Below are 14,501 nucleotides of genomic sequence, written 5' to 3' on the forward strand. Positions count from 1 at the left end.
AATAAAATAATGGCCCTACAAAAACCGACTGTGTTCTTCAGCGCAGTATTGTTGAGTCTGATTGCCCTGCCTGATTTGGCCAGGGCGGATATCATGCTGCTTAACCGAAATAATAATCTGCCTATGCTTAACGGGGTGGAATGGCAATTCGGCGGCCTTATCCGGCCGCAATATCGTAATAAAATGGGCTCGGCCGATGATCACACCTATATGCAGCGGGGATATGACAGCGGCAGCTTTATTCATACTTCTTTAAATTATTATCTCAATGATGATATTAACCTAGTATGGTATTACGAAGTCGGTATCGATATCTTTAATGAGCTCGGGGCCGGCAGCCATTTTGATCATAATAAAGATACCACCTTCACCCGTAAACATTATGTTGGTATCGCCAGCAAGACCTATGGAACCTTGACCTTCGGACAGCAAAACAGCGTCTTATACAGTGTTATCGGCGCCAAAACCGACGTATGGGATAATGATATGCACGGTCAAGGGTCGAACAATGGCGTCAACGGCAATTATGATGGTTCCTACCGCGGTAAATATTTGCTCAAATATGTCCAGGACGCGGGACCGGTAACCCTGAGCGCCAGTTGGGACGCGCCGGTGAATGATTATTATATCAGAAGCGACAATGTCCGTTACCAGCGCCAAACCGGCGGCGCCGGCGGCATGGATTACCATATCGCCAAGGATTTGACGCTCAGCGCCGCCTACAGTTATACCCGGGCTTATATCATCAGCCGCGCCCCGACGGGGGATGGCGCGGATACAGCGGGTTATAATCAACAGATAACCGGTATCGCGGCGCAATGGAAACCGGATAACTGGACTTTGGCGGCAACGGCCGGGTATTACCATGATTTTATTCCGCGGCGTACCGCCAGGGTGCCGACGGCCTATTTTGAAGGGCAGGCGCGGGGTTGGGAATATATGGCGTCGTATCGGTGGCCGGTGGCCGCCCGGGCCATTACCGCCGTCAAGCCTTATATCGCCGGCGATGGGATGCGCTGGGAGCATTACCAGACGAACCACACCTACCTGGGGATTGCCGCGGAACTGCCCCATGGCTTCCAAATTGATTATGAACGCACCTTCAGCAATACCACGGATAACCAGCCGGATGAAAACTGGGTCCGCCTCTGGTATCGGTTCTGATAACACCCCCCTTATTCAATCGAGATGAGTACTAACGCAATCCAGGGCTGTTTTGGCAAATGCTTCACCATATGAAGCAATTTCCGCATGGGTTTTATGACTGCTCTCACGCAACGCCCACGCGTAGTGGCTTGTCGCCCGCCGCCGCCTACACTGCGGGTTATGCGGATAAAACAGCTGCCCAGGCCTGCCGGTGTCCCGATGTACCGCCAGGCATATGACGTTTCGTTCAGGAGATAAAATGAGCAATTCCATCACTCACCGGACAGAGGACTATCCGGCCGAGACATCAAAAACAAAAAGACAACGGACGTTTAAAATCATGATGTCGGCGGGCGTCGGCCACTTTATCGAGTGGTTCGACTTTGGCCTTTACGGCACGCTCGCGGCCATCATCGGCAGCAACTTCTTTGCCAGCAATGACCCGACGGTGGCGCTGCTGAAATCCTTCGCGGTGTTCGGTTCCGGTTTTTTAATGCGTCCGCTGGGCGGCTTTTTCTTCGGCTCGATGGGCGACCGGCTGGGGCGGCGGAAAGTCTTGGTGACGGTGATTGTCATCACGTCCTGTTCCACCTTCGTGATGGGCATTCTTCCCACCTATGCGCACGTCGGCATACTCGCGCCGGTGCTGCTGGTCTTGACCCGCCTGGTGCAGGGATTCGCCGCGGGCGGCGAGAGTTCCGGCGTTATCACCTATCTGGCGGAAAGCGCGCAGCCTCATCGCCGGGCCAGCCTGACCTGCTGGAGTGAAAATTTCAGTTTTATGGCGTTTGTCTGCGGTTCCGGGCTGGTGCTGTTCCTGACCCACCAGTTGGGGGAGCCGGCGATGAACGACTGGGGCTGGCGCATTCCTTTCCTCCTGGCCGCGCCGCTGGGGCTGGGCGGTCTCTATATGCGCCGCAATATGGAAGACTCCGCCGAATTCCATATGCTGCAAAAATCGGGAAAACTGGAACACTCCCCGCTGCGTACCACCCTTACCACCTCCACCCGCGCCTTGCTGTTTTGCGTCGGTTTTGTCGTGGTGAAGGCGGTGAGCAGTTGGGTATTGCAATCTTTTATGCCCAGCTATCTCTCCACCTATTTGCATTATTCCCATACCGATTCCTATCTGATCACCATGCTCGGTCTGTTCAGCGTCGCCATCGTCATGCCGCTGGCGGGGTATCTCTCCGATCGGTGGGGACGCCGGCCGCTGATGCTTATCGGCTGCGGCGGTTTTATTCTGCTGACCTACCCGGCGATGATGGTCATGGAGCAAGGTTCGGTGGCCGTCTCCATCGTCGCCATGAGCCTGCTCGGCATGCTGGTCGCCTTATTTAACGGCGGCTGCGGCGCGGCAATGGCGGAGCTTTTCCCCACCGCGCTGCGTTACGGCGGCATCGCCATCGCCTACAACATGACGGTGGCGGTCTTTGGCGGCGTAACGCCGCTGGTCTCGGCGGGGCTTATCTCCGCCACCGGCAATCCGTTGTCGCCCGCTTTTTACGTCATGCTGACCGCGCTTATCTCTTTTGTCGCCGTGTGCCTCGCCAAAGAGACCGCAGGCAAAAAACTGGATTAACCCGCAAAACCGGAGTGGATATGAAGATCGTCGACGTACAGTGTTTCCCGTTAAAAATCAAACCGCAGCAGATTTATCTCGGCGGAGATCCGGATGGCGGCGGGGATTACTACTATCGCCCTGAATACCGCTGCGTCTATTCACGCAAAATGGAAACCTGCCTGGTGAAAATAACCTGTGATGATGGCCATGTGGGGTGGGGCGAAGCGCTGGCCCCGGTGGTGCCGCAGGTGGTCGCGCAGTTGATTACGCACCTGTTTAAACCGCTGCTGCTGGGAGCCAGTCCGTTTAGCAGCAATGTCCTCAACGCGCAGATGTACAACTCAATGCGCGATCGCGGCCATACCGCCGGCTACCATATTGATGCGCTGGCGGCGGTGGATATCGCGCTGTGGGATCTCAAAGGGCATATTCTGGGGCTGCCGCTCCACCAGCTGCTTGGGGGCAGCTTTCGCGCGCAGGTTCCCTGCTATGTTTCCGGTCTGCCGCGCCCGACCGTCGAAGCCCGCTGCGAGCTGGCCCGGCAATGGCAGGAGAAAAATTTCAATGCCGTCAAGCTGGCGCTGGGCTATGGCGTCGACGAGGACCTGGAAAATGTCCGCGCCATCCGGCAAGCGCTCGGGCCGCAGGCAACCCTCTTTATCGACGCGCACTGGAACTACAGCGTTCACGAGGCGGTAAGGCTGGCGGAAGGCCTTAAAGCCTGTGACGTCGGTTTTCTTGAAGCGCCGCTGCTGCCCGAGGATGTCGCGGGTCATCGGGAATTACGCCGGAAAAGCGCGGTGCCGGTGGCCCTTGGCGAAACAGAGCGTACCCGCTATCAGTTCCGTCCTTATATCGAGCAGCGCGCCGTCGACATTCTGCAACCGGATGTGGGGCGTACTGGCATTACCGAACTGATGCATATCGCCGCCCTTGCCGAAACCTGGAACCTGCTGGTGGCGCCGCATCTGAGCGTCGGCCTGGGTCCTTGTATCGCCGCCTCCATCCACGTGGCCGCCGCGCTGCCCAACTTTTTTATGCTTGAGTTCCAGCCGCCGGTGTTTGACCTGGCCAACAGCTTGCTGCGCCAGCCCCTGGTTTGCCGGGACGGTCACTATGCGCTGCCCGCGGGGCCTGGCCTGGGTATTGACATCAATGAAGACAAAGTACGTGAAAATCACTGGAGTGACGCATGTTAAAAGGTAATGTTCCGATACTGGCAACCGCTTTTGATAACCAGGGGGAGGTCGATCTCCCCGCCATTGTTAAACTTGTGCGCTTTTTGCTTGAGCAGGGTATCGACGGTTTGGCGCTGTTTGGCAATGCCTCGGAAGGCTATGCGCTGACGGGGCAGGAAAAAGACGCGATTTTTAAGAGCGTAAAGGCCCTGACCGGAGACCTGCCGTTGGTGGTTGCCACCGGCGGCGCGGCGGCGCCGGTGGCGATAGAGGAGATTAAACGCGTTGAGCGCTGGGGCGCGGAGGTGGCGATGATCAATCCGCCGTCGGTGGTAAAACCCGGCCCGGACGAGATCTACCGGTTCTACCGCGACATCTGCCGACAGAGCGATATCGAGATTATGATTCAGGACGCGCCGCAAATGACCGGCGTCAGCTTTCCGGTTCCCACGCTGATAAGGCTGTGTGAGGATTTCCCGCAGATTCGCTACATCAAGGTAGAACAGCCGCCCACCACGCTGAAAATCAGCCAGCTTAAGGCCGCGCTGGGTGACAGGGTCGGGCTTTTCGGCGGACTCAACGCCGGTTTCTTATACGAGGAACTCGCGCGGGGCATTGTCGGCACCATGCCCGCCTGTGAATTTCCCGAGGTGATAAATGCGATTTTGCAGGCCTGGGAACAACATGACAAGGAGGCGGCGCGGGCGCTGTTTTACCGTTATTTGCCCTTCCTGCGCTATGGCGTGCAGCCAGGATTGGGTGTGGCGGTGCATAAAGAGATATTGCACCGCTCAGGACTGTTCGCCACCGCCGCGGTGCGCGATCCGGCAAAGGGGCTCGACGAGACGACGCGTCTGGAGCTGCAGGAGATAACCGACCATCTGCCGCTGGCGATTTTGGCACGGGCGCAATGAACTACATTGCCGTCGACTGGGGGACCAGTAATTTTCGCGCCATGCGCGTCAAACAGGGCAGGGTGGTGCGCGCCGTGCAATCTGAAAAAGGCGTCGCCCGCTGCCGGCGCGAGCAGCTGGGCGCAGTGTTGCGCGAGGAGCTATTGCGGCTGGGCGATGAGTACGACGAACACGTGCCGGTTATCCTGTGCGGCATGATCGGCAGCAATATCGGCATAGTGGATGCCGGTTACCTGGCGCTTCCGGTCAGCTTTCATGATTTGACCGCCCGCGGATTGCCGCTGGAAAACGTATTGCCCAATCCCGTCACCGTGCGCCCGGGCATCTGCAGCCGCGAGGAGCACGAAATCTGCCGCGGCGAGGAGATACAGCTGGCAGGAGCCTTAAGCATCAGCGACGCGCGGATATTCGCCGCCGTGGGCACCCACAGCAAATGGATAACCGTTGATCGCCGGCAGCAAAAAATCGTCGGCCTGCGCACGCTGATGACCGGCGAACTGTACCACCTGGTGCTGAATCATTCGGTGGTCGGCAAGGGGCTTGGCGAGCAGGATTTTTCCGAGGACATTTTCCGGCAGGGGGTGGAAACCGCCGAGGCCATTGACCGGGGCGACAGCACCCTGCTCAGCGAACTGTTCCGCTGCCGGGGGCGTTATATCCTTGGCGAATTCGAGGCCGCCTTTGCCGCGGCCTGGCTATCCGGCCTGCTGGTGGGCCATGAAGTCTTGACCGGCCATGCGCGGCACGAAAGCGTGTGCTTCATCGGCTCCGCCATCCTGCTTGAACGCTATCAGCGGGCATGTCATTTACTTCATCTTCCCTGTACCACTCTCGCGGCGGAAGAGGCGATTATCACCGGATTGAACGAGGTATTCGACGATGCTGTTTAATGGCAATGTCATCGCCATCCTGCGGGGCATAACCCCGGCCGACGTTATTGCGCAGGTCACCGGCCTGGTGGACAGCGGTATCAGCGATGTGGAAATTCCCGCCAATTCGCCGGACTGGGCGCAAAGTATCCAGGCTATCAAACGCCACTTCGGGCGACAGGTGAATCTCGGCGCGGGCACCATCATCACCACCGCGCAGGTGGCGACCTGCGCGCAGGCCGGCGCTGATTATGTCCTCACGCCCAACCTTGACGAAAACGTCGTCCGCGCCTGTCAGGCCCAGGGGCTGGAAACCTGTATCGGCGTGTACACCAGTACCGAGATTTTCGCCGCCAGCGCGCTTGGCGCCGGCGCGCTGAAAATCTTTCCGGCGGCGGCGCTGCCGGCAAATTGGCCCCAGCTTATTAAGGGGCCGTTTTGCCATGCCACTCCCTTTTGCGCGGTGGGCGGCATTGATGCGGACAATATGGCGGACTATCTGCGGTATTACGATAGCGTGGGGATCGGTTCGGCGCTATACCGGCCTGGACAGCCGCCGTCCCTTACCCGCCGGCGCGCCGTGGCGCTGATGGGGCGAAGTCCGGCCGGCCCCGCCCTGTAATGCCGGCCCGGCGGCGCTTATCCGCCGCTGATTTTCTGCGCCGCCGACACCAGAAACTTTTTCAGGGTTTCCAGTTCCAGCCGTTCGCCGCTCAGGTTTGACAGCGCTATCGCCGCCTGCATGCCCGGAATGGTGCAGGCCATACGGTACTCCTGCGGCGGATAGCGCTTCACCAGCACCTGATGGCGCCGGGCGCCGTCGATATCTTCTTTTATCAAATGAAAGTCATGGATGCCAATCAGGCTGACGATTTCCTCATCGCTGCGCGCGGCCAGCAGTTTAATGCCGATAATCGACTCGGTCACCGGGACCGAATCATAATTCCCTATCGCCCGGGCCACGCTTTTCCCCTGCCGTGTATGAATCAAATAGACGACATCCCTGCCGCTTAGCACGCCGATGACAATGGAAACCGGCTTATTGCCCACTTCCTCGAGTATCTCAAGCACGGCTTTGTAAAAGGCGGAATTATGAATGGCATGGGCGGAAAAACGGTGTACGCCAAGGCCGAGCGAGTACTTGCGCTTTTCATTGCGATGTACCATCTCCAGTGCCAGGAGCGTTTGCATAATGCGGGTCACTTTTGCCGAATCCAGCGATAACTGGCGGCCAATCTCACGAATACCCGTGGGCTCGCTCAGGGTGGCCAGCAGGTTCATACAGCGAAACGCATCATAAACCGAATGTAGTAGCATCTTACTCCCTGTCGGGGGATGCCCATGGGGTTCGGGAATACCGTGGGCAGCGGCATCCAGCTTGGTGGTCACTATTATAACCTGGATCCGGCGCGGTCGGAATCCCGGCGCGGGAATCCGGGGCGCGCAGGCGCCGTCAAGAGTAAGCGATGTCTCTGATGCGATTTTATCATCGGTAAATCAGGTTGGGGGGAGTAACCGTTACGGCTAGGGATGCCTGTTTTTGCTATGCGGATTAGGACATCAAAAACAGGCAATAACACAAAATGAGGCAGAGGCGTGTCGGTTTAACGAAACGGAAAACCGACTGATTATCTATACCCTCAGAACTGGTACTTCATGCTTACGGCTAACACATTATCCGTGACGATACCGGCATTTTCGGTGAAGGTGTTGTCATCCAGCAAGTTAACTTTATAGTCAACATAGGTCACCATATTTTTGTTGAAGTTGTAGGTGAAACCAAAATCAACAAATTTGACCAGGTCCTGGGCATCGTAGTTGTTGCCCTTACGGTCAGTGCCTAAATTGCTGCCGCGTGTTTGGTTATAAGCGACAAAGGGAATCAGACCTGAAAGCAGGGTGTAGCCCGCATAGAGTTCCACGGCCTGTGATTTATTGGCTAAACCGTAGGCGGTACCACTCGGCGATCCGAATTTCGCCGCATTGTAGGCTTGCGTATACATGGCCGCCAGATAAAGGCTGTCGGCATTATATTTAATCGCCCCGGTATAGCCCTCAGCTTTTCCGCCCCCGCCCATGATGCCTGGCGCGGAATTTTGCTCATCGGTAAGATTCGAGCTAAAAAAGGCACCGGCGACGCTGATGCCGGACTTAAAATCGTAACTCAAAGAGGAGCCGTAACCATCGCCATTTTGCGACAATACGTTACGGGTACCCGGCTCGCTGGCCCCACTATCGTTTTTACCTTGATACTGCAACGCCACTTTCAGGCCTTCAACCAAACCGAAGAAATCGGTGTTGCGGTAAGTGGCGATACCGTTGCCACGTTTGAACAAAAACTGGTCAGAGCCATAGGTGGAAGCATCGAATTCCGGCTGCATATCGGTATAGGATGCGGCATCATATAACACACCGGTGTTACGGCCATAATCGAAAGAGTTAGACCCGGCAAATTTTAAACCGGCATAGGCATAACGCGTAAATGCGGTGTTTTGGCTCTCGGTTTGGTTACCCTGAATTTGATATTCCCAGCGGCCGAATCCAGCCAGCTGATCAGAGATTTGGGTCAAACCCTTAAAACCAAAACGCATATACGTTTTATCTCCGTCAGCACTTTTATCATCTGATAAATAATGCATGCCATTAAAAAAACCATATAAATCTAATTTATTGCCTTCTTTATTATAAATTTCCGCCGCCCCGGAGGTGGTTGAAACTAATAATGCAGGAATCAAAAGTGTCAGTAGGTAAGGTTTCATTATAAACGACCTTTATCAAAGTTAAGTGTGTGTAATATAGTAAGGGTAACGTTACTTTTTAATAACAGCGTAATAATGTCATTAATATAAAAATGGCATGGCAATGAACGTGTCGACGGCCAGGATATATTCCTGTAAAGATCGTTATCTTATCATTGCTATAGTATGGCCGTGGTGGTACACAGTTTCAGTAAATCATTCTGTTTTCATCTCATGCGCCAATACAGCGGGCGCAGGCTGAGTTTTTTGGCTTTCGTTGCCGGAAACCGGTACATCCTCAAAGCCCAGCAACAGCGTCAATATAAAAGAGAGCACCACGGCGAGCGCCATCACCCCGAAAACCCAGACGATAGACATCGGATGGGCGGGATCAAAGAACTGAACGCTGGTGAAAAGCCCCGGCGCCGCCATGGAATGGCTCGCCAATCCTGCCGCGCCTGCCACGCCGCCGCACACAAAACCACTGATTATCGACGCGATAAGCGGGCGTTTCAGACGTATTGCCACGCCATACAGTGCCGGTTCCGAAATTCCGGCCACAATCGCGGAAGCCGCTGCGGCAAGGGCTGTCTGACGTAGCTCGGAGTTTTTAGTTCGCCATGCCACCGCCAAAGATGAGCCGCCGAGCGACAGGTTTGCGCCGATTTCCGACGGCATAACCATGCCTTCGGTCCCGGTTGTGGCAATGGTCTGGATAATGGTCGGCGTGAACACCCGATGCATACCGGTCATGACCAGCAGTGGCCAAATCCCGCCCATAATCGCCACGGACAACCAGCCAAGATAGCTATGAATGGTGTAGACCAGGGCGGAAATGGCGGTACCGATCCAGATCCCTAACGGGCCAATCAATACGATGGCGATCGGGGCTGCGATCAATACGATCAACATCGGTTTGAGGAAGTTTTTGGTCACCGCCGGGGTGATTTTATCAACCCAGCGTTCAATATAGGAAAGCAGCCAGGTCATCACCAGCGCCGGGACCACCGTGTAGGAATATTTTACCGCCGTGACGGAAATTCCCATAAATTCGACGTGCTGGCCTTGTGCGGCTTTTGCCATGAGATCAATAAAGCCGGGATGGACCAATACACCGGCAATCGCAATCGCCAGCGACATATTCGTTTTAAATTTTACCGCTGCGGATGCCGCAACCATCACCGGCAGGAAAAAGAAGGCGCCGTCGCCAATCGCATTAAGAATAATGAGTGTCGCCGAGGTGCTGGAAAGTGCTCCGGTCATAGTGAAAACCATAGCGAGTAATTTCACCATAGAACCGCCGATAATGGCCGGAATCAGCGGTGACATGGTGCCGATCAATGCATCCAGAATGCCCGCACCGATGCGTCTTAGGGTAATTTTATTTTTCCCCGGCAGGGGGCGTTGCGCAACGGCATTTTCCGGCAACAGCTTAATAACTTCGGCATAAGCCTGCGAAACCGTATTGCCGATGATCACCTGGCACTGGTTGTTGTTTCTTACTACCCCCAGCACGCCGCTGATGGATTTCAGTTTTTCTGTATCCAGCGCTGAATCATCATTAATAACAAAACGTAAGCGCGTCATACAGTGGGTGACGGCGGTAATGTTATTTGCCCCGCCGAGGGCATCGACTATCGATTGTGCTGATGCCGCATAATTTTTAGACATAAATAAAGTCCTCTTAAGTAGGTACCCGGTTCTATACTGATTACTGAACCTGGTCGGCTTGCGGGCCACAATATCCGGACAGTAAATCAGCCATATTTACAGCTGATACCGGTGCATACCCATGATATCGCGGTGTGGCTTCATGGGGTTGTAATAACCCATCAGGCGGCCGCCCACGTATTTCTTGGTCGCTATGATAGTTGTGCAACCTATTATTTTTCTATTCATGAGGGCGGGCTAAAGTCAACATTCACCGCTTCGAATGAATATAATGTTACTTACCCAGACCTGATGTGGGTTTAAGGTTTATATTGGCGGTCAATCCAAATCTGCCCCCTTGCTCGCAATAACCTTTTTATACCAGTAAAATGATTTTTTTCTCTTTCTTGCCAGGGTACCGTTGCCATGGTCGTCGCGATCGACATAGACGAAACCGTAGCGTTTGCTCATTTCACCGGTGGAGGCGGAAACCAGATCGATGCAGCCCCACGAGGTGTAGCCGATCACCGGGATTCCGTCGGCGATGGCTTCGCCCATCGCTTTGATGTGCTCACGCAGGTAGTTGATGCGGTAATCGTCAACGATTTCACCCTGTGCGTTAATTTCGTCTTTTGCGCCGAGGCCGTTTTCCACCAGGAATAACGGTTTCTGGTAGCGGTCATACATCATATTCATCGTGATACGCAGGCCCAACGGGTCGATGCCCCAGCCCCATTCGCTGACGTCAAGATGCGGATTTCTCAGCGAGTTGACGACATTGACCGCACTGCTGTTATTCTCGCTCATGTCCGCCGAGGCGCAGCGTGAAGCGTAATAACTAAAGGAGACGAAATCGACGGTATTTTTCAGGATCTCGTCATCCCCCGGCGCTTTGTCGAGGGTAATGCCCTTCTCGGCAAAAATGCGTTTGGTGTAGGACGGATAAGCACCGCGCGCCTGCACGTCGATAAAGAACAGATTTTCGCGGTCTTTTTGCAGCGCCGCCCAGACATCTGCCGGTTTGCAGGTTCTCGGGTAGAAATTACCGCCCGCCAGCATGCAGCCGACCTGGTTCTCCGGGTTGACTTCGTGGGCAATTTTTGTCGCCAGCGCGCTGGCTATCAGTTCGTGATGTACCGCCTGATATTTTACCTGCTCCTGATTTTCACCCGCTTCGAATACCAAACCGGCACCGGAGAATGGGCTGTGCAGCAGGATATTGATCTCGTTGAAAGTCAGCCAGTATTTCACCAGACCGTCAAAGGCTTCAAAACAGGTTCGTGCATAGCGGGTGAAAAAATCGACCATTTTGCGGTTGCGCCAAGAACCGTATTCAATCACCAGATTCATCGGCACGTCGAAGTGGCTCAGCGTCACCAAAGGTTCGATGCCGTTTTTTTTACATTCGGCAAATACGTCGCGATAGAACGCGATACCTTCGGCATTCGGCGTCAGTTCGTCACCGTTCGGATAAAGACGGCTCCAGGCGATGGAGGTTCTGAACACGGTGAAACCCATTTCCGCCATCAGCGCGATGTCTTCTTTATAACGATGATAAAAATCAATTGCCTGATGGTTCGGGTAGAACTCATCGTCTTGCAGCGTGAAACGCTTTTCCTGACCGAGTTTAACCGCCAAACGATGTTCGCCGTGCGGGATCATATCGATTGTCGCCAGACCCTTTCCACCTTCAAAACACCCGCCTTCGGCCTGGTTGGCGGCAATCGCGCCGCCCCATAAGAAACCGTCGGGAAATAATGATGCACTCATCTAACAATCCTCTTTTTTCAATTTCTTTAATCAATATTCACAGCACGTTGCAAAACGGCGCGGGCGATGGGTATGTCCATGGCGTCGGCAATGGACGGCGATAGTGCTGTAAAATAGGCAGGCATCAACAATAAGTCTCTATTTTTCATGTAATTATAAGTTTTTCGTTGCCTATGAGCCTGCGTTATCGTCATCTTTTTACTTTCTTGCTGAAACGATAAGTAACCGGTTTCACACAATAGTGAGTTTATCTATTTTATAATTCAATAGTTAATTTTAACTCTGCTTCAATTTTGTGATGCCGATCCCTATGGGGAGACATTGCCGGTCGAAATCTCCGGAAAACTCACAAAATGTGTAGAATGGCGTATCATTTTCCGTTTAGGTATGCCTGATGTCGACAATGCAGGAAGTGGCGTCCAGAGCCGGCGTCTCAAAAGCCACGGTTTCACGCGTTCTTTCGGGGAAAGGCTATGTCAGCCAGGAAACGAAGGATCAGGTGTTCAAGGCCATCGAAGACACGGGATATCGTCCGAACTTGCTGGCGCGTAATCTGGCGACCAGCAAATCCAAGTGTATCGGGCTGGTGGTCACCAATACGTTGTATAACGGTAATTACTTTAGTGAGCTCATTTCTCAGGCGGCCAAAAAACTGGATGCGAATGGACGCAAGCTGATTCTGGTGGATGGGAAAAACAGCGTCGCCGAGGAGCTGGAGGCCATTGAATTTCTACATGATTTAGGTTGCGATGGCATCATTATTTATCCGCGTTTTTTATCCATCGACAAAATGGACGCTATCATCGATAAATATAAAATACCGGTAATGGTGGTGAATCGAAAATTGAGGAAGCATCTGAGCCACTGTATTTATTGTGATCATAAAGGATCGAGCTTTAACGCCACCAAAGCGCTCATTGAACGTGGTCACCATGACATTGCATTTATTACCGGTTCTATGGATTCCCCCACGGCCATTGAACGCTTTTCCGGTTATAAAGAGGCATTGACCGCCTGTGCTTTACCGGTGCAGGAAGCGCTGATCGTAAAGGGTAAATGGTCATCGGCCAGCGGCGCGGCCGCGGTTGATACTCTTCTCGCCGGGAATCAGCCGTTCAGCGCCATTCTTGCCAGTAACGACGAAATGGCGATTGGTGCCATGAAAAAACTCAACGACGCCGGTATAGCTGTGCCTGCCGATGTCTCGGTGATCGGTTTTGATAATATCCCGGTCGCGCCGTTTCTGATTCCGGCGTTATCCAGCGTGAAAGATCCCGTCAGCGATATGGTCAACGAAGTGATTAATCAGATTATTTCGATGCTTGATGGCGGATATTTGTCCGAGCAAAATCAATTTACCTCAGATCTTATTCTGCGGGATTCTGTCATTAATGGTCCGCAATTTTCTGCGCAGAACGCCATCTGAATACAGAATATCCCGGCGGTATAAACAATGACTGGCCATAGCCTCTCCGGCCAGGGTGTCGTTTCCAACTCAATCGATGGGCAATGAACCGCCGGGGGCTTTTGACGGACAAATCCCGGTTTGCGGCCATGGATAGGGTTTTTCCCGACTCGCTATAGACGCGATCGCCTAAGCGGGTGACGCCAGGCGCGGGAGTAACGATGACGACACGTTATGACCGTGACTCTGATGGCTGGACTCCTGGACCGGCGGGTTTATTCACCATAACGGGCTTAAAACCGCCAGACAAATAAAGACGGCCGATATTAATTAGCAAAGACGCAGTACGACGATGCCCGGCTTGTTTTGCAAATAGGCCGCCAACGGGGAATCCACCACCTTCATATTGTGGCTAAGCGATGACGCGTTACGCAAATAAACCCCGTCGGCGTTTTTGATCAAAAAGCCCACGTGCGAAACGTCCAGCCCCGGCGAGGGTGCATAAATGCCGATCAGATCGCCGGAATAAAGCCCAGCCAGCACGGCAGCGTCGATTTTTTCCGTGGGAATATAGCTGATCCTGCGCTCCACGATAGCCAACCCCGGAATATACACCTCATCAACGCCCTTGCGGTTGAGGTATTTGGTGACGCCGATCGCCTGCGGGCTAAGTGTCGCGGTAATATCCACGGCATTGGCCGGTTCCCTGGCGCACCAGTCGCTGAAAAAATGGTTTCTGGCCAGAAAATCAATGTTGCCCGCCTGATAGCGTATTGCCGCCAGGCGCTGGAAAAAGTCATGCTCACTGCGGGATGTGGCCAACGCGCAGACATAGTCCAGCAGGGTAAAGCAGTCTACGCCGCGAAAGTCGGCCACCAGCCGCTCTTTTTCGGTTAATGAGCCCACCAGGGTATTGGCTTGATAGGGCGTGGCTAAAAACTGTTCGGATAGCCTTTCCAGCCGCTGGCCAAGGCTAAGATCGCGGCAGGGCAGCGCGATGCGATCGATAAGCCGGTTGATTTTTTCCGAGGTAACGGCATCCGTCGCCATGGTGGCAAAGGCATCGTCCGGGCCAGCGGATACGCTGCTTTGATCCTCGCGGGCGTCCGTTCGTTCATCGCGGGATAAACGAGCATAATCGTTAGCATTATCGATATTCATCAATCACTCTCGCCGGCATGAGCTCCCAGGCAAAAGGTTACCACCCTGGCGGTAAATTTCAATAAACGCCGGCAGCACGGTTTTATCGCGGCCGCCAGGGCTAAAT

At 54.1% G+C, this 14,501-nt stretch carries 12 protein-coding genes; 7 read left to right on the forward strand and 5 right to left on the reverse strand.

Annotated elements, in window-relative coordinates; translation table 11 throughout:
* Window positions 1-9: 9 nt before the first annotated feature.
* The 6 genes from ABUK12_RS20395 to ABUK12_RS20420 all read left to right on the forward strand — a co-directional run bounded on the left by ABUK12_RS20395 (window position 10) and on the right by ABUK12_RS20420 (window position 6,293).
* Window positions 10-1,164 carry a porin gene (locus ABUK12_RS20395; protein ID WP_410013520.1) on the forward strand — a complete coding sequence of 385 codons (1,155 nt, stop codon included), beginning with the start codon at window positions 10-12 and terminating at the stop codon, window positions 1,162-1,164.
* A 241-nt stretch (window positions 1,165-1,405) separates the two neighbouring features.
* Window positions 1,406-2,728, forward strand: coding sequence for an MFS transporter (locus ABUK12_RS20400; protein WP_410013521.1), 1,323 nt, complete (start codon window positions 1,406-1,408; stop codon window positions 2,726-2,728).
* Window positions 2,729-2,748: 20 nt separating this feature from the next.
* On the forward strand, window positions 2,749-3,909 hold the full coding sequence (locus ABUK12_RS20405; RefSeq protein ID WP_410013522.1) for a mandelate racemase/muconate lactonizing enzyme family protein: 1,161 nt from the start codon (window positions 2,749-2,751) through the stop codon (window positions 3,907-3,909).
* Window positions 3,903-4,802 (forward strand): dihydrodipicolinate synthase family protein, encoded by a 900-nt coding sequence (locus ABUK12_RS20410; RefSeq protein ID WP_410013523.1) that lies wholly within the window; start codon window positions 3,903-3,905, stop codon window positions 4,800-4,802. The genes ABUK12_RS20405 and ABUK12_RS20410 overlap by 7 nt, the downstream gene beginning before the upstream one ends.
* On the forward strand, window positions 4,799-5,692 hold the full coding sequence (locus ABUK12_RS20415; protein ID WP_410013524.1) for a 2-dehydro-3-deoxygalactonokinase: 894 nt from the start codon (window positions 4,799-4,801) through the stop codon (window positions 5,690-5,692). Before ABUK12_RS20410 ends, ABUK12_RS20415 begins: the two co-directional genes overlap by 4 nt.
* Window positions 5,682-6,293, forward strand: coding sequence for a 2-dehydro-3-deoxyphosphogluconate aldolase (locus ABUK12_RS20420; protein WP_410013525.1), 612 nt, complete (start codon window positions 5,682-5,684; stop codon window positions 6,291-6,293). The genes ABUK12_RS20415 and ABUK12_RS20420 overlap by 11 nt, the downstream gene beginning before the upstream one ends.
* A gap of 17 nt (window positions 6,294-6,310) precedes the next feature.
* On the opposite strand, the gene ABUK12_RS20425 is transcribed toward ABUK12_RS20420, so the two are convergent.
* The 4 genes from ABUK12_RS20425 to ABUK12_RS20440 all read right to left on the reverse strand — a co-directional run bounded on the left by ABUK12_RS20425 (window position 6,311) and on the right by ABUK12_RS20440 (window position 11,829).
* Window positions 6,311-6,988 carry a helix-turn-helix domain-containing protein gene (locus ABUK12_RS20425; protein WP_410013526.1) on the reverse strand — a complete coding sequence of 226 codons (678 nt, stop codon included), beginning with the start codon at window positions 6,986-6,988 and terminating at the stop codon, window positions 6,311-6,313.
* A 323-nt stretch (window positions 6,989-7,311) separates the two neighbouring features.
* Window positions 7,312-8,430, reverse strand: coding sequence for a porin OmpC (gene ompC, locus ABUK12_RS20430; RefSeq protein ID WP_410013527.1), 1,119 nt, complete (start codon window positions 8,428-8,430; stop codon window positions 7,312-7,314).
* A 195-nt stretch (window positions 8,431-8,625) separates the two neighbouring features.
* A complete protein-coding gene (gene ascF, locus ABUK12_RS20435; protein WP_410013528.1) occupies window positions 8,626-10,080 on the reverse strand; it encodes a PTS cellobiose/arbutin/salicin transporter subunit IIBC in 1,455 nt (484 codons plus the stop codon).
* Between the two features lie 318 nt (window positions 10,081-10,398).
* Window positions 10,399-11,829 carry a 6-phospho-beta-glucosidase gene (locus ABUK12_RS20440; protein WP_410013529.1) on the reverse strand — a complete coding sequence of 477 codons (1,431 nt, stop codon included), beginning with the start codon at window positions 11,827-11,829 and terminating at the stop codon, window positions 10,399-10,401.
* 394 nt (window positions 11,830-12,223) lie between these two features.
* Between ABUK12_RS20440 and ABUK12_RS20445 the strand changes: the two genes are divergently transcribed.
* Complete coding sequence (locus ABUK12_RS20445) at window positions 12,224-13,255, forward strand: LacI family DNA-binding transcriptional regulator (RefSeq protein WP_410013530.1); 1,032 nt, start codon at window positions 12,224-12,226, stop codon at window positions 13,253-13,255.
* A gap of 309 nt (window positions 13,256-13,564) precedes the next feature.
* Here the strand turns inward: ABUK12_RS20445 and ABUK12_RS20450 are convergent, their stop codons facing one another.
* Window positions 13,565-14,395, reverse strand: coding sequence for an N-acetylmuramoyl-L-alanine amidase-like domain-containing protein (locus ABUK12_RS20450; RefSeq protein WP_410013531.1), 831 nt, complete (start codon window positions 14,393-14,395; stop codon window positions 13,565-13,567).
* Window positions 14,396-14,501: the final 106 nt, after the last annotated feature.

This window comes from Sodalis sp. C49 (assembly GCF_046352915.1).
Classification (GTDB): Bacteria; Pseudomonadota; Gammaproteobacteria; order Enterobacterales; family Enterobacteriaceae; genus Acerihabitans.